This is a genomic window from Mucilaginibacter daejeonensis (assembly GCF_020783335.1).
Lineage (GTDB): Bacteria > Bacteroidota > Bacteroidia > Sphingobacteriales > Sphingobacteriaceae > Mucilaginibacter > Mucilaginibacter daejeonensis.
The window spans coordinates 3,057,881-3,084,002 of the sequence record NZ_CP086068.1 but is presented as its reverse complement, the minus strand read 5'-3'; the positions used below and the strand labels follow the sequence as shown (position 1 = coordinate 3,084,002).

20 protein-coding genes and 1 pseudogene are annotated in these 26,122 nt (G+C 45.1%); 11 read left to right on the top strand and 10 right to left on the bottom strand.

Going from position 1 to position 26,122, the window contains the following annotated elements; translation table 11 throughout:
* The first annotated feature begins 22 nt into the window (after positions 1-22).
* Both LLH06_RS13105 and LLH06_RS13100 read left to right on the top strand, forming a co-directional pair.
* Positions 23-1,531 (top strand): glycoside hydrolase family 28 protein, encoded by a 1,509-nt coding sequence (locus LLH06_RS13105; RefSeq protein WP_228169737.1) that lies wholly within the window; start codon positions 23-25, stop codon positions 1,529-1,531.
* Positions 1,532-1,729: 198 nt separating this feature from the next.
* Positions 1,730-2,329, top strand: coding sequence for an RNA polymerase sigma factor (locus LLH06_RS13100; protein ID WP_228169736.1), 600 nt, complete (start codon positions 1,730-1,732; stop codon positions 2,327-2,329).
* A 64-nt stretch (positions 2,330-2,393) separates the two neighbouring features.
* Here LLH06_RS13100 and LLH06_RS13095 read toward each other — a convergent pair whose 3' ends face one another.
* Complete coding sequence (locus LLH06_RS13095; protein WP_228169735.1) at positions 2,394-3,284, bottom strand: glycoside hydrolase family 16 protein; 891 nt, start codon at positions 3,282-3,284, stop codon at positions 2,394-2,396.
* A gap of 200 nt (positions 3,285-3,484) precedes the next feature.
* Here LLH06_RS13095 and LLH06_RS13090 point away from each other — a divergent pair, with 200 nt between their 5' ends.
* From LLH06_RS13090 to LLH06_RS13070, 5 genes are all read left to right on the top strand, one after another.
* On the top strand, positions 3,485-4,654 hold the full coding sequence (locus LLH06_RS13090) for a FecR family protein (RefSeq protein WP_228169734.1): 1,170 nt from the start codon (positions 3,485-3,487) through the stop codon (positions 4,652-4,654).
* 195 nt (positions 4,655-4,849) lie between these two features.
* Entirely contained in the window at positions 4,850-8,227 is a 3,378-nt protein-coding gene (locus tag LLH06_RS13085) for a TonB-dependent receptor (protein ID WP_228169733.1), read from the top strand.
* Positions 8,228-8,244: 17 nt separating this feature from the next.
* Positions 8,245-9,843 (top strand): RagB/SusD family nutrient uptake outer membrane protein, encoded by a 1,599-nt coding sequence (locus LLH06_RS13080; RefSeq protein WP_228169732.1) that lies wholly within the window; start codon positions 8,245-8,247, stop codon positions 9,841-9,843.
* A 13-nt stretch (positions 9,844-9,856) separates the two neighbouring features.
* A complete protein-coding gene (locus LLH06_RS13075; RefSeq protein ID WP_228169731.1) occupies positions 9,857-11,026 on the top strand; it encodes an IPT/TIG domain-containing protein in 1,170 nt (389 codons plus the stop codon).
* A gap of 148 nt (positions 11,027-11,174) precedes the next feature.
* A complete protein-coding gene (locus tag LLH06_RS13070) occupies positions 11,175-12,668 on the top strand; it encodes a GH1 family beta-glucosidase (RefSeq protein WP_228169730.1) in 1,494 nt (497 codons plus the stop codon).
* Between the two features lie 777 nt (positions 12,669-13,445).
* Here LLH06_RS13070 and LLH06_RS13065 read toward each other — a convergent pair.
* Complete coding sequence (locus LLH06_RS13065; protein WP_228169729.1) at positions 13,446-14,399, bottom strand: hypothetical protein; 954 nt, start codon at positions 14,397-14,399, stop codon at positions 13,446-13,448.
* A gap of 354 nt (positions 14,400-14,753) precedes the next feature.
* Here LLH06_RS13065 and LLH06_RS13060 point away from each other — a divergent pair, with 354 nt between their 5' ends.
* On the top strand, positions 14,754-15,335 hold the full coding sequence (locus LLH06_RS13060; protein ID WP_228169728.1) for a TetR/AcrR family transcriptional regulator: 582 nt from the start codon (positions 14,754-14,756) through the stop codon (positions 15,333-15,335).
* A 130-nt stretch (positions 15,336-15,465) separates the two neighbouring features.
* Entirely contained in the window at positions 15,466-16,620 is a 1,155-nt protein-coding gene (locus LLH06_RS13055; RefSeq protein WP_228169727.1) for an MFS transporter, read from the top strand.
* A gap of 194 nt (positions 16,621-16,814) precedes the next feature.
* Here the strand turns inward: LLH06_RS13055 and LLH06_RS13050 are convergent, their stop codons facing one another.
* From LLH06_RS13050 to LLH06_RS13020, 7 genes and pseudogenes are all read right to left on the bottom strand, one after another.
* On the bottom strand, positions 16,815-17,729 hold the full coding sequence (locus tag LLH06_RS13050; protein ID WP_228169726.1) for a helix-turn-helix domain-containing protein: 915 nt from the start codon (positions 17,727-17,729) through the stop codon (positions 16,815-16,817).
* Positions 17,730-17,738: 9 nt separating this feature from the next.
* The gene (locus tag LLH06_RS13045) at positions 17,739-17,984 is read right to left on the bottom strand and encodes an Atu4866 domain-containing protein (protein WP_228169725.1); all 246 of its coding nucleotides are present in this window, start codon (positions 17,982-17,984) and stop codon (positions 17,739-17,741) included.
* 11 nt (positions 17,985-17,995) lie between these two features.
* A complete protein-coding gene (locus LLH06_RS13040) occupies positions 17,996-18,853 on the bottom strand; it encodes an SDR family oxidoreductase (protein ID WP_228169724.1) in 858 nt (285 codons plus the stop codon).
* Between the two features lie 323 nt (positions 18,854-19,176).
* Positions 19,177-19,668: pseudogene (locus LLH06_RS13035) on the bottom strand (DinB family protein).
* A 7-nt stretch (positions 19,669-19,675) separates the two neighbouring features.
* Positions 19,676-20,089, bottom strand: coding sequence for an ester cyclase (locus LLH06_RS13030; RefSeq protein WP_228169723.1), 414 nt, complete (start codon positions 20,087-20,089; stop codon positions 19,676-19,678).
* Complete coding sequence (locus LLH06_RS13025; protein WP_228169722.1) at positions 20,070-20,219, bottom strand: hypothetical protein; 150 nt, start codon at positions 20,217-20,219, stop codon at positions 20,070-20,072. The genes LLH06_RS13030 and LLH06_RS13025 overlap by 20 nt, the downstream gene beginning before the upstream one ends.
* Positions 20,220-20,288: 69 nt before the next feature.
* Entirely contained in the window at positions 20,289-21,158 is an 870-nt protein-coding gene (locus LLH06_RS13020; RefSeq protein ID WP_228169721.1) for a helix-turn-helix domain-containing protein, read from the bottom strand.
* A 271-nt stretch (positions 21,159-21,429) separates the two neighbouring features.
* Between LLH06_RS13020 and LLH06_RS13015 the strand changes: the two genes are divergently transcribed.
* Positions 21,430-22,683, top strand: a complete 1,254-nt coding sequence (locus LLH06_RS13015) for an Hsp70 family protein (protein WP_228169720.1) — start codon at positions 21,430-21,432, stop codon at positions 22,681-22,683.
* 394 nt (positions 22,684-23,077) lie between these two features.
* Here LLH06_RS13015 and LLH06_RS13010 read toward each other — a convergent pair whose 3' ends face one another.
* Positions 23,078-24,751 carry an AsmA family protein gene (locus LLH06_RS13010; protein ID WP_228169719.1) on the bottom strand — a complete coding sequence of 558 codons (1,674 nt, stop codon included), beginning with the start codon at positions 24,749-24,751 and terminating at the stop codon, positions 23,078-23,080.
* 569 nt (positions 24,752-25,320) lie between these two features.
* Between LLH06_RS13010 and LLH06_RS13005 the strand changes: the two genes are divergently transcribed.
* Positions 25,321-26,100 (top strand): SRPBCC family protein, encoded by a 780-nt coding sequence (locus LLH06_RS13005; protein WP_228169718.1) that lies wholly within the window; start codon positions 25,321-25,323, stop codon positions 26,098-26,100.
* Positions 26,101-26,122: the final 22 nt, after the last annotated feature.

Here is a 26,122-nt window from a genome sequence, read left to right as displayed (position 1 = left end):
ATATACGCATCATGAACAGCTTATGAAAGAACTACTATTTGTCATCCTCTTAGGTTTCAACATTGCTACGGCATACGCGCAAAAAGATCATGATATCACGCGCTACGGAGCCAGCATCACGGCGCATAACAATGCCACATCCATCCAAAAAGCGATAGATGCTGCCGCTGTCAATGGCGGAGGCCGTGTTATAGTGCCTGCCGGAAGGTTCACTACAGGTCCGGTGGTCCTTAAAAATAACGTGGAGCTTCATCTTGCGCCAGATGCTGAATTATCAGGCAGTACTGATAGGCTGGATTATACGGTAGGGAAGATGGCGCTTATATCGGCCCAAGGTCAGCATCACGTGTCTATAACCGGTAAAGGAACGATAAATGGGCAGGCGCACCTGCTGATCAGCAACCTGATGCAAGTACTGCGGGCCGGTAAGTTACAAGATGATCTGTGGCGCACTAAGCGCCCTACTGAACAGAACCGGCCGAACCTTTTATTTTTCAAAAATTGCAAGCAGGTCAGAGTTACAGGCGTAACCTTACGCGACGCCGCCAGTTGGGTGCAAAATTATAAAGAATGCGATGGTGTTCGTATCGATAGTATGACCGTGAACAGCACCGCCTATTGGAATAACGACGGGATCGATATTGTGGACAGCAAGAACGTCACCATCTCCAACAGTTACTTCAATGCAGCTGACGATGCGATATGCTTGAAATCTGAGATCGCGGACGGTGCTTGCGAAAATGTACTGGTAGAGAACTGTACACTACGTTCAAGCGCAAGCGGCTTCAAATTGGGCACCGGGTCGTTGGGTGGCTTTAAGAACATCAAGGTCAGTAACCTGAAGATCTATGATACTTACCGTTCGGCGATCGCCTTAGAAGCTGTTGATGGTGGTAACATTGAGAACGTAGAGGTGAACGGCGTGAACGCGCAAAACACCGGTAACGCGATATTCATCCGCTTGGGTCATCGTAACCAAGACCAGCGTTACAGCACGGTGAACAAAATATTGATCCAGAATATGAAAGTGGAAGTACCAGCAGGCAAGCCAGACATTGGCTACCCAATGGAAGGACCATTACCCAAAGTAGCGCCTCATAACCTGCTTCCTTCCTCTATCACAGGCCTGCCTGGTCACCCGGTCACCAACATCACCTTACGCAATATCGATATCACCTATGGCGGCGGTGCAAGCAAAGAGAAAGCCTATGTGAGCCTGGACTCCCTGAACGCCATCACAGAGAACCCCGCCGGGTACCCCGAATTCACCATGTTCGGCGAGCTACCGTCATGGGCGCTCTACACCCGCCACGCGCAAAATATCAAGCTCGAAGGCCTTAAGCTCAACCTGCAAGCCGCCGACTTTCGTCCTGGTATGGTATTCGATGACGTCACTGGGTTGATCATGAATAAAGTAGCTATTCCTAAGGACGTGTCATTACCTGCCTTGGTGTACAAGAATGTTCAGAAGTTGAGTACGGTGGACTTGGACATCCCATCAGGAAAAGAGGGGGTGTTGACGGTTAGGTAAGGGGTGATCCACTGGGATGCTATTATCCATGTATGCCATACAGTTATATTATCTCAAGGCTCAGCAATAGAAAAATGGAATCGGTCATTGGCATACGACATCATAAACTTATCGTTTCCCATTATCATTATGAGTTTTTTAGTTATTTAAATATATTTGTCTTATCCAATTACAAGAACCTTCGTACCTGTTTGACCTTTGATAGTCATTGAACCCAATGAAGAAAGATACTTATTGTCAAGAGTATCTAGCGGAGACCAGATCGCTTTTCGTAAAATTTACGATGCGTATTTTGACCGCTTGTCTTCCTATGTTTTTAAGTTCAATAAATCTGAGGAAATTACCACGGAGATTGTACAGGATGTTTTCCTGAAGATATGGTTGTCACGTGACGTCCTTGGTAATATCAATAGTCTTCAGGCATACATTTTTACCGCAGCTCGAAATTTGTCCATTGACTATTTGCGTAAGCTGGCACGGGAAACCCAATTGGTCGAGTTGCTCGATGAGCACCTGAAGATCGCACAGGACGATATTGATCAAAAACTCGGCCTTGCGGAATTGAGATCGATCATCGATCAGGGGATGGAGGGGTTATCTGAGCAAAAAAAACAGATATTTAAGCTCAGCAAGCTTGATGGATTGAGTCATGATGAGGTCGCTGACTTGATGCAACTCTCTAAAAGCACGGTCAAAAATCATCTTTCGGAGACGTTGAAACATCTGCGTGAGCATTTGCGGAAAAATCCGGATTACGATTATCTTCTTCTTGTAGCACTACTCAATTTCCTGCATTGATTTTAATAATAAAAGGGTTATCCGTCATATTCGGATAACCCTTTTGCATTATATGAACACAAACTTATAAGGTGCGCTTGTCAACGGTCACATAATCTACCCACATCATGGTTTTGCTGAATAAGTTGATCTGGCTGTTATTAAAGATGCCAAGATTACTATTCGATCCCACATTCAGGTTAAATATGATGTTGTGTGGTCCAAAATTCTGCAATCTTAAATTACCATTAATGGCATTGGTGTAGGTAGCTACCGTTACTCCATCTAACTGGATAGTGACGGTCACGTTACCATTCTCATTCTTCCAATATTCATCATACATATGCCAGCCGGCGTTCACATTGTATGGTTTCTCACAAGTGTTGCCTAACTGATTATTATTTGCAGAGCTGCCATAAAAGAGGTTGCTGGCATACTTAGCACTGTTGCCGAATGAGTAAGCTTCTACGATATCGATCTCGCCATTCACAGGCCAGTTGGTTTCTTGAACGGTCCAAAAGGCTGGCCAGGCGCCATAGGTTTGCGTAAAGTCTTTCCAGGTGGTCCCGTCCAGGGCGATAAATTTGATAGAGGCACTTGTACGGTACTCTTCATTTACCCCAGGCTTGAAAGAAAAATTGGATTTAACATGCCCTGATCTATATGAGTTGCCATTTTTAGTAGCGGTCAATACCAAAACGTCTCGGGAGTCATAATTGCCTATAACGGGTACATTCGGGTCATAAACACAAGCATTTGAATTGTAGTCGGACCGATCGGCTTTTGTCCAGTTATTAAAACTGGAGCTATTGCTGAAGTTTTCGGTGAAGACGCGGTTCCAAGGCCCAACAGCCTCGGGCGCAAGCACGCTGGACCCTGGTGTTGGAACTTGATCAACTGTAGACATTTCTACCTTTTTACAAGACAGAAGTGCAAGGTACATGGCGGCGGCCGCCATTAAGTAAGGACTTTTCATATTCTAAATAATTGGTTTACTAAATTTAATAAGCCTATGTGGCTTGATCTTCTCCGGAGTTATAAGCAAGACGGCCGGGCTGATCTTTCGTACTGCCTGTTGCATAAAATATTTTTACTAAGATTTTTTTCGCGGTTGACAGTACGATTACGAAAAACTAACGTCTTTGCCTTATATAACCATTATATACCTCACCATTCATGTTCAATTCAACAAGCCGAATACCGTATCTGCTGCAGCGATACGCGGACAGTAGCTGCACACGGGCGGAGCTGCGCGAGTTGTTACAGCTATTGCGCCAAGACGATACACCCGAAGGCATGGATGAGGCAATGTGGCTTATGTGGGAGCAATTAAAAGCCGAAGAGAAAGTGCCAGGTGTCGACAAAGAAGAGATCATTAATAACATACTCCATAACATTGACACTCCTGCCTTGCCTCAAAGACATTTTACCATCCAACGATGGGCAATAGCTGCTGCCATTTTAATGTTTGTCAGTGTAGGTATATTTCTGCTTAGGTCGCCGAACGGCGTGCCATCAAAGGTGGCTTATAAAAAGCACCAGGTGATCCTGCCTGGTACCAATAAGGCCGAGCTCATTTTAGCCAATGGCAAGAAGATGATCCTTTCTGATACTCATGGAAGCGAGATCACTAATGACAACGGTATCACTACGATCCGCTTAGACAAGAACAATATAGCGTACTCGGGAAGCTTAGCGCCCGCTTCGGCCGGCAGACCCGTTTGGAATATACTATCAACGCCGGCAGGCGGCCAATACCAGGTCACATTACCTGATGGAACTCAGGTATGGCTAAATGCATCTTCTTCATTAAAGTTCCCGGTGAAATTTGGTGACAGCACTCGCCGTGTAGAGCTTACAGGAGAAGGCTATTTTGAAGTGGCCAAAAATAGAGCTAATCCATTTATCGTGGCAACTGCTCGGTCTGAGATCAAAGTATTAGGCACCCACTTCAATGTGATGGCATATAGTAACGAACCTACGGTGAACACTACTTTATTAGAAGGTTCTGTTCAGGTCAGCAAAGGTGCATTAAAAAGGACTCTCGTGCCAGGCCAGCAAAGCAGGGTAAATACTGACATCCAGGTTGCCGAAGTGGATGCCGACCAATCTATAGAGTGGAAGAACGGCAAATTCAACTTCGCGCATGAGAAAATACCTGAGATCATGCGAAAAATTGCCCGCTGGTATGATGTTCAGATCATTTATCGAGGAAAGCCAACTTCCGAGGGGTTTGTAGGAACGGTACCACGTTCGCGAAACTTGACCGAAGTATTAAGTACACTTGAATCAACCGGATTAGTTCACTTTAAGGTGGAAGAAAGGAGTGTTATCGTTATGCCTTAAACTTTACATACGATGTAGGAGAGAGGCAAATGAACCGGAAGTGGTGCAACACTCCCGGTCGGCGTTTGGCTGCTCCGTTAATAATTCCATTACGATCTACTAACCAATTCAGAACCAAACTTCTTCAAATATATGAAATTTTACACTCCGCGAGAGTGTGAGCTAACCGCTTTCACCCCAAAAATCCTGCGGGTTATGAGAATCACATTTTTACTTTCCGTTACCGTTTTTTTACAGTTATCGTTCGCCTCAAGCGCGCAGCGATTGACCATTCAAAAGCAAAGGTCATCACTGTTATCAGTGATGACCGAGATACAGCGGCAGAGCCAGTACCAATTTCTTTATACTGATGAAATGCTGGAAGGGAGCCGTTCGGTGTCTATCGATCTGACGAACGCTTCGTTAAAAGAGACACTTGATGCTTGTTTCACCGGTCAGCCCCTCACTTACCTCATTAAGGACAAAACGATCGTCCTGCGTCGTAAAGAGATGCCCGCGCCTGCGATCGTTCAAGCCGAGGTCAGAGGAAAAGTACTTGATAGTAAAGGTCAGCCTTTGCCTGGTGTTACCATCAAAATTAAGGGTGCCAGCGGCGGCACGCAAACAGACAATAACGGCAATTACCGTATCACTGCCAACAGTAAGGACATATTGGTGTTCAGCTACATTGGCTATGTTGACCAGGAGATCACCGTTGGTGATCAGACGCTGATCAACGTGGTTCTTCAAGAGTCAGTAAAGTCACTCGATAACGTAGTAGTTATCGGTTACGGTACGCAAAAGCGTGGTGATATCAATGGTGCGGTATCTTCCGTATCAGCCAAAGATATCCAGGATGTACCCCAAACCAGCATCGACCAGATGTTACAAGGTAAAGCGGCCGGACTTACCATTACCCAAAACTCGGGTGCGCCCGGAAGCTCTACCTCGGTGCATATCAGGGGTATCACCTCATTGAGTGGTAGCAACGAGCCCTTGTATGTGATAGATGGCGTACCCGTTTCCGGCGACGCCAACAATTCCAGCACAAGTGGCAGATCTCCGCTGCAAAGCCTTAACAATGATCAAACGGCTGTTAGTCCACTTTCATTGATCAATCCTAGTGATATAGAGTCGGTAGATGTTTTGAAAGATGCGTCGGCAGCAGCTATCTATGGTAGCCGGGCGTCCAACGGCGTTATCCTGATCACCACCAAGCGCGGTAAGAACGCATCTGCAAAAGTGATCTATGATGGTTGGGCCGGTATACAGCAACCCGCAAAGTACCTGAAAATGATGGACCTTAAGCAGTATGCTAACCTGCAAAATACACTTGGTGAAATTTACGGCGCCACTCGTCCCGAGTTCGCCGACCCAAGTTTGCTGGGTAAGGGAACTGACTGGCAGCGTGAGATATTTCGTACTGCAGCTATGCAAAGTCATCAGGTATCGATCTCGGGTGGTAAAGATGGTACTAACTATTACCTGTCTGGCGGATACTTGAATCAGGATGGAATGGTGATCGGGTCGGGCTTTGACCGTTACTCTTTTCGTTCGAACGTGAATAGCCAGGCCAAAAGCTGGCTGAACGTAGGCATGACCTTGTCTGGAAGCCGCACTAATGAGAACGTTGTGTTCTCTGACAATAACGGCATCATCTATAATGCCTTGCTCAACTCTCCCGATATAGCTGTACGCAATGCCGACGGCTCTTTTGCCGGGCCACCTGCCAATCAGGTAGGAGGGGCCATCAATGCTGTAGCGCAAGCTTTGAGCATCACCAATAATCTGATACGTAACAAGATCAACGGTAACATTTACGCCGACCTTCGCTTTAGCAACGACCTATCTCTACGTTCGGAACTGGGCGGCGATTTCAATTTTACCGATAACCGGCTATTTAACCCTACTTATGCCTGGGGGCAATATGTCAATACCACCGCGTCGTTGAGCGAGTTATCCACTCAAAATACCTTTTGGGATTGGAAAGAGTACCTCAACTACAATCATACATTTGGTGGTAAGCATGCGGTAACGGGATTGCTCGGTTATGAGGTGCAGCAATACACCTACCGAGGCGTTTCGGCATACCGTCAGAAGTTCTTTAGCAATGACCTGCAAACCTTAAATTTAGGCGATGCGGCAACTGCCCGTAATGATGAGTTCAAAGGTAGCGGCGTATTGGAATCTGCTTATGCGCGAGGTATCTATACCTACAACGGCAAATACAGTATCACGGCCACCATCCGTGCCGACAAGTCTTCCAACTTTTCATCATCACGCAACACTGGCTACTTCCCATCATTCGCCTTATCATGGCGCTTGTCTGATGAGCCATTCATGGCTAAGATCAAGTCGTTCGCTAACAATATCAAGCTAAGAGCAGGTTATGGCCAGGTGGGTAACCAGGATATTGGTGGTTACCTCTTCGGCTCATCGCTTACGCCATCGTCTACCGGCTTGGGTACCGGTTTTTTGTTCAATCAGATACCTAATCCCAACCTTACCTGGCAAACTTCTATACAAACAGATATCGGTATCGACGCAAGCCTGTTCGGTAACCGGGTGGATCTTATTTTCGACTGGTACAACAAGACCTCCAAAAATTTCCTCTTCCAGCAGCCACTACCATCTTACCTGATCGGTGATGCCAACTACCTGGGTGGGATCAATCCACCGACGATTAATGGCGGCAACTTGAAGAACAATGGCTTTGAATTTTCCATACGTTCCCAGAACCTTAAAGATGGTAAGTTGAAATGGAATTCTAATCTGGTGTTCTCTCACTATCAAAATAAGGTAGTATCGTTGGCCAATAACAGCGGGCCACTCATTGGCGAAGTGATCAACGGCTTCCTGCACCTACCTGTCACTCGTACCACAGTGGGCAGTTCAGTAGGCGAGTTCTATGGCTACAAGGTGGCAGGTATTTTCCGTACCGACGCACAACTGCGCAATGCACCAAATCAATTCGGACGCCCGTTGGCTCCAACGCAAGCAGGCACATGGCTTGGGGATATCCAATATCAAGACCTGAATGGTGACGGAAAGATAGATCAGAACGATCAGACCTCGTTAGGAAACCCTAACCCTAAGTTCACCTACGGTCTAACCAATACGTTCAATTATGGGGCGTTCGATCTTTCCTTGTTCCTGAATGGTTCATATGGTGCAAAGATCCTGAACGTGCTTAACCGTACTATTGCCGGCGCGTCAAGTCTCTACCAAAATCAGTTAGCATCTGTGGCTGGTTTCTGGACCCCTACTAACGCTGACTCTAATATCCCTGCCCCAAAAGGTGGTACGGACAATCCCAACCTGGTCATTTCAGATCGATATATCTCAAGCGGGTCGTACTTGAGGATACAGAACGTGACCTTGGGATACAATTTGCCGACCATGTTGATCAAACGCATCAAGTTGAGCCGCTTAAGGTTTTATGGCAGCGTGCAGAACCTGTACACGTTCACTCCCTACAAGGGCTATGATCCAGAGATCGGTGCCAATAACCAGAACGTATTCCTGACCAATATTGACCTGGGCCGCTATCCTATACCACGTACTATCACTTTAGGGATAAACGCTGAATTTTAAATTTTGAAGCACGTCAAATGAAAAAAAACATCAACTATATACCGTTCTTTTTCATCCCGGTGATACTGATATTGACCGGATGCAAAAAGGAATTCTTTAACCGGCCGCCAGAGAGCGCACTTACGCTGGATAACTTTTACCAGAATACCGATCAGGTACGGTCGAGTACCAATGCCTTGTACAATTCACCTTGGTTTCATTGGAATAACCAAGCCAGCTGGGCCATTACCGAACTCTATGGTGGGAACGCCAGGACCTACTCAAGTGATGTGGTCAATTTCGGCAAATTCGCAGTAACAGGCGATAACATCGTCTTGGCCGACGGATGGCGCTCGTTATTCACGGTAGTTGCTCAATCAAATGCCCTGATCAACAACCTTAAAAATAAAGTGCCGGCATCGGTACCTGCCAATGTGGTGAACAATGCCCTTGGCGAAGCGCACCTCATGCGCGCCCTGGCCTACTTTTATTTGGTTCGGGTTTGGGGAAATGTACCCATCATTGAAAATAGCCTGGATTATGTTGACAATTTCCAGGTCAATACCAACCCGGTAAGTGACGTGTACAAGTTCATTGTTAACGACCTCAAATTTGCCGAAGCTAATTGCACGGCAATGGTTCGCAGTGGTTCTTCGCAGGCGCAGGGGCATGTATCCAGCGGGTCGGCAACGGCGCTGCTTGCTAAGGTGTACCTTTACATGGGGGATCATGCTAACGCAAAAATTTGTGCCGAAAAAGTGATCAACAGCGGCGAATTCAAACTCTATGGAAGCGACGTACAAGGCAAATCATACAATGATCTGTTCAAAACGGCCAATAACAACAACGAGGAGTCGGTGATCGCTATACAGTGGTTAGGTGGCGGTAGCTACGGACACGGTAATTCACTACAGTCATCTTTTGCATACAATTCATCGATCACCGGTACGGGCGATGGCTACGCGGTGATCGGCCCATCGATCGACCTTCAGCAGGCCTATGAGCCCGGCGATCAGCGGGTGGCTGCGACCATTATGCTGGCTGGTGCCAAATATCCTGAATTGGATCAGGCTAATGGCGGTTACACCGTGCCAAGCGATGTTAATGCGCAGGACACCCGTGCGGCGATCAAAAAATATGTAGTAGGTACACCCGCCGATAATGGCGGCTTAGGTGCTCAGTTCTCAGCAGGTAACAACACCTACCTGATGCGTTACTCTGATGTGCTACTTATCGAGGCAGAAGCAGTTTTGGCCGGTAGAACGACCACATCAGACCCTGCCGCGCTTACACCATTCAATAAAGTAAGATTACGCGCCGGTTTGAACGCCTTGCCTGCGATCACCCAAGCCGACATCCTGCATGAACGCCGGGTAGAATTTGCGATAGAGGGCGATTACTGGTTCGACCTTTACCGCATGGACGGCTGGAATGGTATATTGAACAACCAACACCCTAAAGCCATTGCCGTGATCAGTGGTCAAGAGCGCGGTATATATAGTGCCGATAAACCGCCGGTCACTTATTCACAAAAGTATACGCCCACCAACGCCAACTTTGTATTCCCGTATCCGGCCACCGAAGTGGCTCAGAACAGTAAACTTACGCAGGCCCCAATACCCTATGTTTTTAATTAAATATTGAAGAGCAATGAAAAAGCATTCCCTCATTCAGACAATAAAAATACTCATTTTGGTGTTCCTGGTAACATCATTGATCACGTCATGCAAGAAAGATAATGACAACGGCAGTTCAGGTGCGCCAGTGATCACACGGGTGAGAACCGTTAGTAAAGATTCTACTTTTAAGAACATCACCACCCGTATCACGCTTGACTCCAGTACTATCGCCGACAAAGTAAAACAAGTGGCATTCGACTCTACTGTGACCAGCGGCCGTTTGAATGGCTTATACGCTATCATGGGAGAGAATCTGGGTTCTACTACCCAAGTGTTATTTAATGGCGTTTCTGCATACTTCAACCCTGCACTGGTGACCGAGAACAGTATTATCATCACCATACCCACTAATGCACCTTGGGGAAGCGGTCAGCCTAATAAATTGACGGTAGTTACACGAAATGGCCAGTTCAATTTTGACTTTGTTATACAGCAACCTGCAGCGTCGATCACCAGTTTCACACCAGTAGCTGGTGGTGCGGGAGAAACAGTGACCATCACCGGTACGAATTTCAATGGCGTGACCGCAGTGACGTTCGATAACACACCTGCGACCATCATTGGTACACCTAGCGCCACACAGATACAGGTGCGCGTGCCCAATGGTATCGTTCAGGCATTTATTTACGTGACCACGCCTGGTGGCACTACCAGGTCTGTTGGCTCTTTCGGGTTCCGATATTTAGTGTACGACGACGCACTGGCCAAAGGCTGGTGGGTAGGTGGATGGAACGGCGGTGATAAACCCAACTTCAGTAATACGTCGCCAGTAAAAAGAGGTACCAATTCCATAGCTGTTACCTATCTGGGTGGATACGCAGGGTTCCAGATCGGTAATGGCGGCGGCACCATTAGCCTGAGCGATAAATCGGCTGTTAAATTATCTATATATGGCGGTCCGGGTACTGATGGCAGGCTGGTCAGGGTCATGGTAATGGGACCTGATAAAGATGGCAAACAGGCCATTACTGATAATGAAGGAGTGGTAGTGACCCTCAAAGCCGGTCAATGGACGGATCTCACTATTCCATTATCAAGTTTTGGAACACGGCCGGTGATCTTGGAGCAGTTGCGTATACAAGAGCTTAGCGGTATCTCATCGCCCGAAACTATTTACATCGATGATATCGGCTTTATATAGACCGTAGCTTTTAAGGAGCCGCAGATGATCCCAATTTGCGGCTCCTTTTTAAATGTTTTCATCGAATGCCGCTCATAATCTGTCAAGGAACACTACTTTGAAAATTGACGGTAAAAGCCTCATTTTTTACATCTAACCTATTTCAACTATGTCTGATCCATCAAAAAAAATATCAAATTTTAACCGTCGTAAATTCATTCAAGCGGGCATATCTGTTGCCGGCCTATCGGCACTATCCGCTTTGCCTTCACAAGCCGAACCGTTACACGACGAGCCTTTGAAGGTCCAGGAGCCAGATAACAGCAGAATGTTTCCCAAGGGCTTCCTTTGGGGAACAGCCACGGCGTCTTACCAAGTAGAAGGAGCCGTTAACGAAGATGGACGTGGGAAAACCATTTGGGACACATTCTCACATCAACCTGGAAAGGTAAAAAATAACGAGACAGGCGACGTAGCTTGCGATATGTACCATCGCTACAAAGACGATGTTAAACTCATGAAAGAGATGAATGCCCAAACATTTCGTTTCTCTATAGCTTGGTCTCGTATTTTTCCAGATGGTGTAGGTAAACCCAATCCAAAGGGGCTTGACTATTATGACCGGCTAACGGATGAGTTACTGGCCAATGGCATCACTCCGTTTGCAACGCTTTATCATTGGGATCTGCCTCAGCATTTGCAAGACAAATATAAAGGATGGCTATCCCGTGAAACAGCATATGCCTTCGGTGAATATGCAGGTTATATAGCCCGCAAGCTTGGCGATCGCGTCAAGCATTTTTTCACCATGAACGAGATCCGAACATTTGTAGAGTTAGGATATGGTAACGGGCAATTTGCACCAGGACTTAAGTTAGAAGCCAAAGGCTTGCATAATGTACGCCACCATGCTGCGCTTGCCCACGGCTTGGGCGTACAGGCCATCAGATCGCATGGAAAATTCCAGGTAGGCCTTGCTGAGAACCTGGATATACCTGTACCCATTATAGATACGCGCGAGCACATCCTTGCATCACAGATAGCAATGCGAGAAGAAAATGCAGGCTACCTGAGCGTGATCATGGACGGTAAATACACTGATCACTATCTTCAAAAAGCCGGCGCAAATGCTCCTGACATCGTTGCTGGTGATCTAAACATCATAAGCAGCCCGCTTGATCTGCTGGGACTAAACATTTACATGCCGTCCAGCTATGTAGAGGCTGCTAGTAACACCTTGGGGTATCAATTGATACCGTTTGCCAGTTCACACCCCCGCAGTACATCTGAATGGCACCGAATGGGGCCTGAATCTCTTTATTGGGGACCTAAGAATGTGTACGAGATATGGAAGACCAAAAGTATTTACATTACAGAGAATGGCTATAGCAGCGCAGATGAGATCACAGCAAATGGAAAGATCTATGATACCGACCGGATCTCATTTATGCGTAGTTACTTAACGCAGCTTCAAAGAGCTACCGCAGAACAAGTGCCTGTCAAAGGCTATTTCTACTGGAGCATGATGGATAATTTTGAATGGGCCAGCGGTTATGGCACCCGTTTTGGGCTTTATTATATAGATTATAAGACCTTGAAACGCCATCCCAAGGAAAGCGTCGAGTATTTTAAAACTTTAGCAGTGAAAAACCAAGTGGTGTAGCTCCAATCGGAGCTCATACTATTCGTTTTGATCGTAAGGTTTTTTAAATGGGATAGGGCTTTGTAAAAAGAGCAACTTGTCAATATGTAAGACGAACAGTAAATTTTAGTTCCTCAAAAACAAATAGGGGAAAACAAAACGGTTACTGTTTGGCTAGGTATTGTCTCAGTATGAAATATGGCAGGATTGTAAATCATTCTGGTAGTTGGGCTGCATATATTACTTGCTTTAAAAGGCATCCAGAAAACCACAAAAACAACAACTCTGTAACAAACTTCAATACCTTCTGACTAGAATAACGGCCTTGTTGAAGTAAGATGTATATTTTATCATCGAAACCTGACAGTAAACAAAATGACTATTCTTAATCTTTCAGAATTGGGCAAAATTGTAAGTGTTCATTAAGGCGCCAACTATTTTAATAAAATAATGGTATTAAAAAAAAAACGCCTGGCTGAAAATTATGCAGGTTCAACTATTCGCGTTTCCATAGACGCTTAGCCAGGCCAAGCTGGTATTTAGGCGGATTATATTCTGTTTGAGTAATTTGCATAAGCATCAATGTGAAGCAAGACCAGTGCGGATTTTCAAGTACTATTATACATAACAGTCTCTATGAATCATTAAACTATAGCTAGGACCATAGGCTAAGATTAAAATTATCAGAACTGGAGATTTTGCAATAAGCGACTCCACCTGCAGAAAATTGCAAAGATATTTACATCAACCGCACATGATTCACAATTTGTTCACGAAACTGTAGCTACGGCAAAGGCTTTATTTACTACAATAAGCCTTAATGCTATTGGAATCGTACATTTGAAACAGGATCTTTCCAAAGTCTTTATCTGAACACCGCGTCTCGGTTCTTTTTCCGTCGTGCCAGTTGATGTTCTCACCATATTTTGACAGAACTATCTCTTTTGAAAGTTTGTCGAATCTAAATGTGATATATTTTTCCGAGACATACTGGTAGGGGATTTCATTTGAAAGTTCGATCGTGAAGTAGTTATCTTTAACCACTAGCCTTTTGAAAGCGTCCCCAAAGTCGTTTGGGTAGATCTTCTCATTTATTAAAACGGTGTATCTCTGGTCATGGTCATTCATCAAAATAGTGACGGGAGCTATTTTAGTTGCTGGGTCTTGCGTGTCTGCATCGCTGTTATTGCCTAATACAACGATCTTATCTATAAACGTATCCGAGTTGAGATCACAATCTTTTTCTTCCACTACAAAATATCTCTTTCCTGCAACAGAATCAATGACATGCTTAGCGTCGAGAACGGTCCGGACCATATTACTTTTGTTGGTGAAAAATGTTGAATATCGTTCCTTAAGATCTATCAGATCAAGTGTTTGATACTTCCCGTTCTTATAGAATATGGCGTACCAAGGGCTGGTGTGTGGAAGAATTTTGACGACTTTTTTATTATCCTTATAAACGGTCGTCTTGCTGTCATCATAGCTATTATAAGGGACTTTCAAAGAATCCAGATAACTTGAAGCTTCAGCAAAATAGTTATTCGCGTCATCTGCGATCGTGTAAAAGTCCTCTCCGTATTTCTTTTTTAGTTCTTTGACGCTTTTTTCGCTTGGAGATATAAAAACGATATTATCACCTTTCAGGATGATGGTATCAGCATTTGGAGAAGCAGAGGTCTTTGAGTTTTGAGAACTATTGCAAGCAATAGAAACGGTTAGTATTAAAATAGCTAAGACTATAATTTTCATCGTTCAAAGGTTTTTTGTCAAGGTAATGATCATTTTAGCACGATTGATACAACATAGAAATTTACAAGTAGTTGTGAATATCTTGCACCAAATGTCACAGGGACCTTATCAAGGTCGGTGACCAAAGGATCTTCGGCAAGTTCGTGAGATAACACACTTATTGATAAACGTAATTGCTAAGCGACCGAACCATGAAAACCCGTAGGATCTGTAAATATTCTCCAAAAGGTGTCATTCCCTGATCTATCAGGACAAAATCATGATCAAGTTCAACGTAAAGAGTCTTATCGCTATGTTGTGACTATGGTCTTTTTATTTTAAACCGATCGGTTTAAAATATATCTTTGCATTACCATGGGAAGAAATAAAGAGTTCGACTATGAACAAAAGTTGGATGTTGCTATGAACCTGTTTTGGTCGCAGGGATATCACACAACATCGTTAAGTGATCTGGAAGATCATATGGGCATCAATCGAAGCAGCATTTATCCTACTTATGGTGATAAAAGAGACCTCCTTATCAAATGCTTGGATAAATATTTAAAGATCAAGGTATCAGAGTATACTAATATACTCAACGGCGGTACATCTAACAGTATCGAAGACCTTAAAAAACTGTTACGACTGTCGATCGATCAAAGCATGAACGAAGGAAGGACATGCTTAGCGGTCAAGATTGCATTTGAGATAGCTCCCAGTGATGAAGAGGTCATTGGTCTGTTATCTAGAAATGAGAAAATGATCGAAGGAATCTATCACCAGATCTTGAAGTCCGGACAGGAGGCAGGGGATATTAAAGCTTTGTTAGATACAAAACTAACAGCTGCGTTCTTTGCCAGTTCGTCCAGTGCTTTATTGAAACGATTCGCATTGACTAAGAACCGGAAAGAGGTTTATGACATGGTTGAAACGCTGATACAAATGGTCAAAGCCTAACGGTAAGTTTCTAATAAGTACTTTAACAAACCTATTTATTGATTCTCAAGCATTTTTGAAAGACAATGAGTAGCGAGATGGTATACAAAAAATTTTTTTGTCCTTTTTTTAAACCGTTCAGTTTATTATTATGAGTTTGAATAGGAGAATAGCGTACATAGGTTGCGTGGGCGTTATTGGAATAATTGGCACGGAGTTCGGCGTTATTGGCATCTTGCCTCAGATCGCTCATCATTACCATATAGACATTGGAACAGCTGGTTATTTGTTAAGTGCATTTGCGCTAACCATTGCCGTAACGGGACCTTTCATGGTTCTGTTCGCATCGAAATTCGATAAAAAGAAGATCATGCTGTGGGCCTTAGGCTTATTTTTGATCTCTAATGTATTATCAAGTCTTAGTCCGCCGTTTTGGTTGTTGATGATACTTAGAATACTGCCAACGATCTTGCATCCTGCATTTTTCTCTATGGTCATTGCGGCTGCTACAAAAGATGCTTCACAAGAAGATCAGATGCGGTTGACCAGTATCATTATCGGCGGCATAGCGCTCGCACAGGTAACGCTTATACCATTCACCACGTTCATTGCGAGCATCTACGCATGGCAATTAAGCTATGCGATCCAAGGAGGCGTGATCTTGATCACCTTGGTGGTCACATACAGATACTTGCCATCTATGCCGAACACAGAGGTCAAGTCGTTCAAAGATCAATTAAGTATATTATTCAGACCAACTTTTATTGCCGGCACCGCGTTGAATCTTTTCTTAATAAGTGCATGGTTCTGTTCTTACAGCTACTTTGCCGACTACCTTTTGAAAGTGAAAGGTTTAAGCACCAAGGAGATCAGCTATATGCTGTTACTATTCGGGGTAATGGGTGTGATCTCGAACTTTGTGGCAGGACGCGTTTTAGGCAAAAGCATGATGTGGACTGCCGCATTTTTTGTTGTAGGGACATTGCTGTTACCTTTTGCATTTGAGTTTATTGATAATTCGATAAGCAGTGTGGCATTAGTGGTGAGCTTTTGGGGTGTCATGTATGGCCCCTGTTTCCTGATAGGCGTTGGTTACATGGTATCTGCAGCTCCTGATGCCAAAGAATTTGCTAACAGCCTTCAAACGTCTTTCGGAAATCTTGGTGTTTCGTTAGGTACAGCTACCGGAGGATGGTTCATTGATCATCACGGTATACATATTGCTCCGTGGGTAGGGGGCAGCTTTGGGACGATCGCAATGATCCTGGTTTTCTGGAGAGCATACTTGGATAGAGTGAAGTTTTAAGCTCATCCGAAGCGACCGATCGACCTTGATCAGATCACTTATCATTAAGCAACAAGCTACCTAAGCATGGATTTAAAGTGCCCCCTTAAGTGAAGATGGTACGTTTGTGACACATGCAGTAGCACCTGATGCAGGGATAAAAAGGACCTGACAATATCATCCGGCCTGCCAAATGATCACTTGTAATTCCGTATTTAATTGAACGCTTGCCTGAATTCCATCGGGGTAAGATCTGTTTTTGCCTTAAATAGCTTACTGAACGATTGCGAATGCTCGAACCCCAAACGGTAAGCTATCTCAGATACGGACAGCTCTGTCGCCGAAAGCATTTCTTTTGCTCTCTCGATCAATTTATCATGGATGAACTGCTGGGTGCTTTGCCCGGTCAGTACCTTGAGCAGTGTGCTTAGGTAATTAGCCGAGATGTTCAATTCGTCAGCGACCTGTTGCACCGTCGGGATACCATTATCGATCAGCTTATCGTCTGCAAAACGCTCCTGCAGTGATATCTCTAATTTATTCAGTATCTGATGATTGGTGATCTTGCGGGTGAGGAATTGCCGGTTATAGAAGCGGTCAGCATAAATGAGCAGGTATTCCAGTTGATTGATGATCAGCGACTGGCTGAAACGGTCCATATTCGACTGGTATTCCCTCTCTATCTTTTGAAATATCTCGGCGATAACAGCCTCCTCTTTCTCTGAAAGAAATAAGGCTTCGTTCACCTTATATTGAAAGAACTCGTAATTTTTGATCTGTGCCGCCAGTGGCGTATTCCAAAGCAGGTCGGGGTGGACGAGTAAAAGCCATCCCGTCTGATTGACTTCTACATCGGGTTTGATCTGTACTTGCAGTAATTGTTGCGGTGCAAAAAAGGACAGCACACCTGAGTTAAAATCGTAAGGTTGCTGGCCATAATTAAACTTAGCCTGCACATTCCGCTTTAAAGCGAACATATAAAAGTCCTGTAACCATTTCAGGCTTGCGGTATCATCCGGATATTTTACCTTACTGTAATCGATCAGGCTGATCATTGGATGTTCCGGTCCTGGCAAGCCATAATAGGCATGCAGGTCTGATAGGGTATGAAAACGGAATGTGCCAGGCATAACTTAAAATTATTTGTTTTCCTTATAAAAAATCATACCGCCGTGGTAAAGAACACCATCGCGAAATTCGCCATCGGCGGTAAAACCTGTGTCGTCCTTATAATCGATGTGGTCGCCTTTGATCCAATAATTGCCCTGGTATGCGCTTTTGCGCTCGCCGCGGGCTTCATCGTAACGGCCATTCGGCAGTAACTCCTGGCGCACATGGCCGTCAGCGGTTACCCACATGCCCAGGTGATCTTGAGTATCTTCCATCGTCTTTGTCATTATTCAGTGATCGCGGTCGATTCAGTTAGTTCCAGATTGGCATTTAATGCCTTTTCGATGATCTCTATCTTGCCTTTGACAAGTTCAGCCGTATCCACGCCGATAAAGAAATGCACAGGTGGCTGTTCTTGTTTGCTTATTTCTATGAAAGCGCTTGCGGCCTTTTTAGGGTCATTAGGTTGGTTGCCACTGATCTCGTTCAGATGCTGTGCTTCCACCTCACGGGCATTTGCATAAGCATCTATGGCATTAGCAGGCAGCATGGCAGAGTCTTTTTCCAAAAAGCTGGTACGGAAATAGCCCGGGTAAACCAGAGTAGTATGTACGCCGAATGGCGCCATCTCGACAGCCAATGCCTCGGTATAACCAGCCATGGCGAACTTGGTAGAGCAATATATACCAAATGCTGCATAGTTACCCACGAAGCCCCCGATCGAAGCGATATTGAAGATGTGACCTGATCCCTGCGCTCTTAAAAAGGGTGCTGCGTGGCGGATCACATGCAATGGGCCGAACACATTCACGTCGAAGTTCCTTTGTACTTCAGCGGCCGATAGTTCTTCTACTGCACCTATTTGGCTGAACCCGGCATTATTTACGATCACGTCGATACGGCCGAATCTGTTCACTACCTGACCGATCACCATTTTTACGTCATTGTCATTGGTCACGTCCATATTCAAGGGCAGGAAGTTTTCATGCTCACCGATCGCCTCGATCAATGCCTCCTTTTTTCTTGAGGTGGCGGCCACCTGATAACCGTCGGCCAGTAATTGTTTGACGAGGTCAGCACCCAGGCCCTTTGAAGCACCGGTCACGAACCATACTCTTTCAGTTTGCTTTATTTCTTTTGTCATTGTCTGATGATTTGATAAAACAAAGGTCAGTAAAGGGGTGATCTGGAATGTGACCGATCCTTGGATAGTTGTAGCCATTTCTCAGGCAGCAAGGAAAAAGCCCATAGTACGGCGACTTTTTGATCATCCCCGAGTCAGTTAGCTCTAAGTATCTTGAAATGTCGACTCCGGGTAAACGTTTAGATAGGTGCCTAATACTTTTGTATCTCGTCATATCGATCCAATAATGAGCTGTATATTTTCTGGTCCGATAAAGACAATTGCGACCATTTGGTCACTCCGTATGATCGGCCAAAGCTTTACGCTGCAAGATGTGGCCAGGATCACATCAAGTAGTAGGTGGCCAGGTCAGTTGACGTGAAGTCGGAGTACCCAGCCTGACGCAGCAAGGTAACAAGCTGCCCACGATGGTAAGTAGAATGATTTGCGATATGCGCGAAACTCTGATAAATAGGCATCTTACCGACCGTGCCATTCGGGTAAATAAAAGTAACTGGTAGGTCAAGCTTATGTTCAGGATAATCGCTAATGTAATGGACCAGATCGTCGCTGGCTTTTTGCCATATTGCGATCAAATCATCTTTACTGCCTGAAAATACGGCGGACAGAAAAACAGGTGTAGTCGCACCCTTCCAAAAGTCTACTCAGATCTTTTCGGCACTGGCGATGTGAATAGCTGTCCGCCTCACACAACCAAAGCTGCTCGGATTCGATAGCTCCCACTGCTCGTCATCAATAGCAGCCAGCCAACTCATCGCTTTATTGTCTGCCCAGCGGGTGTAAGCCGCCAGGTCAGCAAAATATCTATTGGTCATGTTGAACCTATTTAGAAAGATTAGCCAATAGGTCGGGTAAAGTGGTGATGCCCCAATGTTCGATGTATTTACCGTTTTCAAGCCTCACTATATCTATCACCTCTATCTGTATATCATTCCCTGTTGCCGTGATACCTAACAGCGTGCCGGTATGCCGCCCGCTGATCGTTTTGCGCGTGGTCACTAGATCGGCTTCAGCAACTTGCTGGTGAATGGTCACCTTGATATCCGTGAGAGCAGGCCTTAAGATCTCGTTAAAGAAATACCGCATACCTTGCGGACCATTGTCCATCCCTTTGGGTGCTGATCGGTTAACAAAATCTGCGTGCATGAGCGCTTGAAAACTCTCCTCATTCCATGACGCGATCACTTCCTGGTTAAAGCGGCGTACCGCTTCTTTGTTACTTTCTACCGTTTCCATCTGATGTGTTTTGATGGAACAAAGGTAGTCTGGCGTCGTCGCGCAACGTTATGGGTAGGCGTTCAAATGACGCGATCACTTCCTGGTTAAAGCGGCGTACCGCTTCTTTGTTACTTTCTACCGTTTCCATCTGATGTGTTTTGATGGAACAAAGGTAGTCTGGCGTCGTCGCGCAACGTTATGGGTAGGCGTTCAAATGCTACGGAGTAACGTTCGATCGCTGGTATTCACTTGGTGTGCATCCGAACAGGTTCCTGAAAGCATCGGTAAAGCTTGAGTGGTTTTGATAGCCGACCTGTAGGTACACGGTCGCAGGGCTTTCGTTGGATGATCGCAGCAGGTCCGCAGCCATTTTTAATTTCTGGTCGAGAAGCCATTGCTGGGGAGTGGTATGGTATAACTCGCCGAATCGCCTTTTGAAGGTTGAAGTGCTCATATTGCACAAAAAAGCCAATTCGCTTACTGTAATGGGCTGACCTACGTGACTGTCTACTACTTTTTTCAGTTGTAGTTCATCCTTGTCATGCGTGATATAATGTATGGCTTTAAAACGTTCAGGATCGGCATGTAATAGGTACAAAAGCAACTCTTCTATTTTAAGCAGCCGTATCTCCGGGCTCAACTTAGCATCGGTATTGACCAATGCCTGTACTGAGGCAATAAATTGCTTGATGAACAAGTCTTGCTTGAAGATAAGGAAGGCTTTTCCACTGTCTTTGCGGTTAGAACTCGATGGAAGTAAATTATGGTACTTGATCAGGAAGCGATCTAATACTTCATTACTAAAATAGAATAGAAGGCTGCTGAAGCTATCTTCTCCGGTCAGTAATTCAGAGGTCAGTACATTACCGGCAGACAATACGACCAGCTCACCGCCATTGACAACCGCGGTAGATCCCGGATATACGATCGTTTTTTTGCCACTGATCAATAAGTTGATCATGTTCTGATTAAGTATGATTCTGTTCTTGACCGAATCCTTGGTGGATGTATAACACCGAATCAATACCTCATTAGGGTCGATCGCTGAACCATCTAAAAGGTCGTCCGGTAAATTGTAAGTGTTCATTAGAGCTAAGTATCCAATTGCAAGATAATGTAAAGTATCTGAGTTCAGCTGTTTCTATTTCCATCTTGTTGAATTCATTTGATAGTAGCCGACGCTCCTTCGTGTCCCATAATAAACACTAACTTTGTCGATTTTCAGGTATTTGGCAGATCTTTAAGCGGTTAACATCAACCCGCAGCAACTATTGTTCTTTTACAACGGCTTGTTCAGGAATACTTTATTTGTTTCCTATTTTTCCATAGCTTCGTTGCCTTTTTTATTAGCACGTGCCATGAGTAATTATTTATATGGAATTGATTTCGGGACCACCAATTCTGCCTTAGCCATTTATGACGAAGAAGCTCGAGCGATCAGCCATACACTGATCATTCCGTCCCTTATATACTTTTATGCCGATCGTAATGCCGGGTATGTGGTCGGTGAAGAAGCGATCACTGCGTATCTCGCCGATGGCATGAAAGGCCGCTTTATCAAATCGGTGAAGCAGATACTTTCTAAGAGCAGTTTTACTGAAACCCGTATACAGGGCAAGCGTTACAATGCATCCGACCTGGTGGCGATCATCTTGAAAGAGCTTAAGCAAAAGGCGGATGAACTTATACAGCAAGACTGCCAAAAAGCAGTGATAGGCAGGCCGGTCTTCTTTGATGACGACGATACGCAGAAAGATACCCTGGCACAAAACCGGCTTCAAAGGGCAGTTGAATTGGCTGGCTTTACGAACGTGCGCTACCAGTTCGAACCCATAGGCGCTGCCTTTGCTTATGAGCGAACGCTAACCCAACGGGAAAACGTATTAGTGGCCGATCTGGGTGGGGGTACTACCGATTTTACCTACCTGATACTTGATCCGGCAATGGCGGGCCGTAAAGACCGTAAAAAGGATATGATAGCTACCGGAGGGGTCTATGTTGGAGGTGACAGCCTGGATGCTGCCTTTATGTGGGAGAAGGGAACACCCTACTTTGGGAAGCACACACAATACCAAGCGGCGCCAGGTAAATATTTGACCGTTCCAAAGGCCTTGTTCGCCAATATTTGCTCGTGGGAGCAAATGAACTTTTTTAACAGCCTGCGCATCCAAAAAGATATTGAAAATTACTACCATTACTCGGGTAAAGATCAAAAATTCAAGAACCTGATCACGCTGCTGGAGAACAATCTGGGCTACTCGGTATTCCGCGCTATTGAACGAACCAAGATCACTTTATCCGGTACCGTTTCCGCACCGTTCAGTTATCACCAAATGGGCATCGATATGGAGGAAGTGGTGACCTTAACTGAGTATGAGCAGGTGATCGCCAAAGAAGTTGACCGGATCATTACTGCACTGGAGGCTTTTATGACCCAGCATAATATAGCCGCCGGCGATGTGCAAACCCTTTTCCTTACAGGCGGCACCTCTCAGGTGGGCAGCATACAAAAGCTGTTCAGGGAAAGACTACCACATGTGGAACTCAGGTCGGGCGATAACTTCCAAAGCGTAGCAAAAGGCTTAGCTTATAGCGGTTACCTTTTCGAGTGACCTGTTGATCTATGCGTCTTCATTTTACTTCAACTTTTTAGTGCTTCTATAGTCTTTGTTTAGTGATCAGATCGGCGATCGTTATTGGCCCTGTAAAGCATCAAATAGACTTGTATCGATACCTGATCAGCGAATCACTTATTATCCCTTATATCTTTACGCTGACGCGTCAAAGGCATAGCTGGCATCTTTGTTTCATAGTAGGGAAGGGGTGCGGAAGCTCAAGTCACAACTACTTAGTGCTGTATTAGGGTGTGCCATGCTGACCAAACGCGGCCCATTGATGCTAGCCAAATTATTCTGCTCAACAGCATCCTGATCACGCCGGGTAGAACTTGATTCGTGCGGCTTTCGATAATAGGTCTGTCGATCGCCTCTTATCCTATGTTGAGAGCTAATCGTGTTTCTTGAATAGGTCGCCGATCGCTCTGAATATCTTTTTAGGGAGCGATACTTTTTCTTTGGTCTGGGGGGCGGGCGGGGTAATACCTATGCAAGACTTAAAACCCGTCAACAGCGTATTCCATATGGTCTTAAAGAAGGGGTCGCTCAGCGGTCGTTCAAGCGAAACCTGGCCATACCGTGGTTCCTTCCCAGGGGTTGCAGGGTTGTTGTGCTCAAGGACAAAAGTGTTGACCAAAAGTGTCTTCAAAAATTTACGGTCATTGTTTTCGCGGACCATTTCAACATATATGTCCTTATAACGCGTATAGACGGTACCGGTACTTTTATGGCGGTCTCCATGGATCACAAAGTCTAATGAGTTGATAACGCCTTTCGTAACGCGGACGCCAGCTAAGGGCACCGATACCGGGTTGAGGTCGAGTGCGGACATTGATCCCATGTGCCCTTCCATATCGTATCGGTACAATGGGGTGTTCATATGGAAATTTACATTCATAGAAAGTTTTGCCTTGCCCATGACCATCGTTCTCAGCTGGATCTTACACCATGGATCGGTAAGCAGTCTTTGGTGGTCGTTCGTGATATGCGTAAAAAGCCCTTCAGTATTTAAGAAGTCTACGGTACCGACCTTCCCGGTAGACCGTTTCATCTCCTGATACCGGACGTTGATATGAGAAAGATCCACCGTATCGATATTGATCCTTTTTCGCATATTTTGCAACACGGCGTTGGGAAAGCTGAGTGCACGATCGCCCGGGCTGCGTTTGCCCATTGGGTTGCCAAAGACCGCAAAACTGCCGTGAGATCCGGCGATATTACGCGCCTGCAATGTGCCTCGCTGAAACAGACTCCAGAGGTCAAGTTCTTGAAGTTCCAGGGAATCGAGCGCCATCTGAAATCGGTCCGTTCGCATTTTTTTAAAGAACGGCATTACTTCCAGTGGCTCAAGCTTGATGCCGTTTAGCTGTATATTCCTTGCCTTGGTCGCCATCATGCCATGCTTAAGGCTAAAACGATAGGCATTCTCACGGGTACTGCCACTAATATCCGCGATCCTCGCACGGATACTCTTGCTGAATAAAGTTCGGGTGGTGTCGTTCTCTACGCCTTCTTTGATCAAAAGATCGTCGGCCTCAAGATCTGATCGCTTTAGGTCTGCACGTTGAATTTGTCCGGTACGATCCCTATAGTGAACACCTATATTAGTTAATGATAGGTGGCCCAAAGTGATGATTTTTGCAAATGGAGATAGCTTTTGAGATAATGTAGTTTTCTTATTTCTACTTGCAGGCCTATGTCGGAGCGTTAGCGAAAGGTCGGCCTGATCTACATGAAGACTATCGACGACCAGTTGTTTATGAAGCAAGAACCGAAGCAAGCCAACACCTGTCACTTTGATCTCGCCGACGGTGCCGTTGATCACCAAGGCAGCGGTATCTGCTTGAACTTTCCGATGGAGCAGTTGAATACCTTTTAGCGAAGCATAACCCGAAAAAACGTCAAGTTCAAGCTTTTTAAATTTTAGGAAATATCTACCATCACTCTTTTCCTCCACCAATTTTGTTAGTTTCTTGGCTGCGATAGGGGCAAGGATGATGTTCAATAAAGATATCGCCAGCAACAGCAAGCTTAAGCCTATTATGATCCATCTCTTCTTTTTCACCACGTTAGTTATCAAGATATGTTGAAAGGCCGAGATGTTATCTTGCTATTCATGATAGCTGTTTCTCTTTACTGGTTAAGCGGCCGCTTTTACAACTCAATGAGAAATAAATATGTTTCAACTATCTGATTATTCCTTGCACGGAGAACGACTCCTCATTCTAGTTGCACGCCATTAAAGCTCTCCTTTGCTGTTTCCACATTGACAGCTACTTGTCATTTCATTGGGGTCGTCTTTTTTCGTTTAAAAGTGACCATTACATACAGCTTGCTCAGCCTACTTCCTGGCGCTCAGGTTCCTTTGGTTATTTTTTATTCATCCTAAATTTGCTATTCTAGTTTAACTTATTTTCTTTTGAAGAAAATAAGTTAAACAATATCGAAAAGGCTCTGTTGGTAAACATATAGGTTGTAAGTTACCTCGTTATCCGCTACTCATCGACCGTGCTTTTCAAGCGATCATTCCTTCCGTTGTTAGGTCGACAATTTTAGTTTTTGTGTTATCTGACTCTCGCTATTCGGGAGATCAGACCGGCTATTAATAAAGATCAATAACCTCATTTTTTCATTATGGCAAATACAACGAAAACATTTGCACCTCCAGACTCAAAGGGCGAAGAGAAAAACGAGTCAACGAAACATTTCACTAATGTAGGAACGACAGGCAGATTATTATCGCTCTTAGGAGGTGCTGCACTAGTATACAATGGCTGGAACAAGAAAGCATCCGTTCTTGGAAAAAGCTTAACTACTGTAGGCACTTACCTGATGTTACGGGGAATCTCCGGTTTCTGCCCCGTCAACAAAGTACTACAAATAGATACCGCACACGCGGATACGGAGGGCTTTGAAGTTACAACAAGTGTGACCATATCAAAACCACGTGACGAGGTGTACCAATTTTGGCGTAAGCTCGAAAACCTGCCTAAGTTCATGACGTACCTAGAAGAGGTCAGGCAAACAGACGGCAAGCGCTCACATTGGGTGGCCAAAGTTCCCCGAAACGTTACCACCAAAGAGAAACTTGCCACTATAGCATGGGATGCTCAAATAGAGCAGGAAGAAGAAAATAGCCATATCACCTGGCGTTCGCTACCCGGCTCAGAAGTCGAAAATTCAGGTGAAGTACATTTTACGGATACTCTGAACAGCCGGGGTACAGTGGTGCGAGCAACTTTATCTTACCATCCGCCTTTAGGGATCGCTGGGCAACTGGCGGCCAAATTGCTCAACCCGGCATTTAAAGAGCTTGTCAAACAAGATGTGCGGCGTTTCAAGCGAATACTGGAAGCGGTAGAGATCCCAACCATTATCGGCCAGCCATCCGGCCGCAAAGACGAAAAGTACTGAACTGATTTTTTACTTAAACAAG

Bases quoted from the DNA above. Each gene is read 5' to 3' on its own strand.
- LLH06_RS13025 (WP_228169722.1), bottom strand. From the start codon at position 20,219: ATGGAAACGGTAGAAAGTAACAAAGAAGCGGTACGCCGCTTTAACCAG.
- LLH06_RS13075 (WP_228169731.1), top strand. From the start codon at position 9,857: ATGAAAAAGCATTCCCTCATTCAGACAATAAAAATACTCATTTTGGTG.
- LLH06_RS13095 (WP_228169735.1), bottom strand. From the start codon at position 3,284: ATGAAAAGTCCTTACTTAATGGCGGCCGCCGCCATGTACCTTGCACTT.
- LLH06_RS13005 (WP_228169718.1), top strand. From the start codon at position 25,321: ATGGCAAATACAACGAAAACATTTGCACCTCCAGACTCAAAGGGCGAA.
- LLH06_RS13055 (WP_228169727.1), top strand. From the start codon at position 15,466: ATGAGTTTGAATAGGAGAATAGCGTACATAGGTTGCGTGGGCGTTATT.
- LLH06_RS13065 (WP_228169729.1), bottom strand. From the start codon at position 14,399: ATGAAAATTATAGTCTTAGCTATTTTAATACTAACCGTTTCTATTGCT.
- LLH06_RS13050 (WP_228169726.1), bottom strand. From the start codon at position 17,729: ATGCCTGGCACATTCCGTTTTCATACCCTATCAGACCTGCATGCCTAT.
- LLH06_RS13070 (WP_228169730.1), top strand. From the start codon at position 11,175: ATGTCTGATCCATCAAAAAAAATATCAAATTTTAACCGTCGTAAATTC.
- LLH06_RS13045 (WP_228169725.1), bottom strand. From the start codon at position 17,984: ATGGAAGATACTCAAGATCACCTGGGCATGTGGGTAACCGCTGACGGC.
- LLH06_RS13090 (WP_228169734.1), top strand. From the start codon at position 3,485: ATGTTCAATTCAACAAGCCGAATACCGTATCTGCTGCAGCGATACGCG.
- LLH06_RS13040 (WP_228169724.1), bottom strand. From the start codon at position 18,853: ATGACAAAAGAAATAAAGCAAACTGAAAGAGTATGGTTCGTGACCGGT.
- LLH06_RS13015 (WP_228169720.1), top strand. From the start codon at position 21,430: ATGAGTAATTATTTATATGGAATTGATTTCGGGACCACCAATTCTGCC.
- LLH06_RS13105 (WP_228169737.1), top strand. From the start codon at position 23: ATGAAAGAACTACTATTTGTCATCCTCTTAGGTTTCAACATTGCTACG.
- LLH06_RS13030 (WP_228169723.1), bottom strand. From the start codon at position 20,089: ATGGAAACGGTAGAAAGTAACAAAGAAGCGGTACGCCGCTTTAACCAG.
- LLH06_RS13080 (WP_228169732.1), top strand. From the start codon at position 8,245: ATGAAAAAAAACATCAACTATATACCGTTCTTTTTCATCCCGGTGATA.
- LLH06_RS13085 (WP_228169733.1), top strand. From the start codon at position 4,850: ATGAGAATCACATTTTTACTTTCCGTTACCGTTTTTTTACAGTTATCG.
- LLH06_RS13060 (WP_228169728.1), top strand. From the start codon at position 14,754: ATGGGAAGAAATAAAGAGTTCGACTATGAACAAAAGTTGGATGTTGCT.
- LLH06_RS13020 (WP_228169721.1), bottom strand. From the start codon at position 21,158: ATGAACACTTACAATTTACCGGACGACCTTTTAGATGGTTCAGCGATC.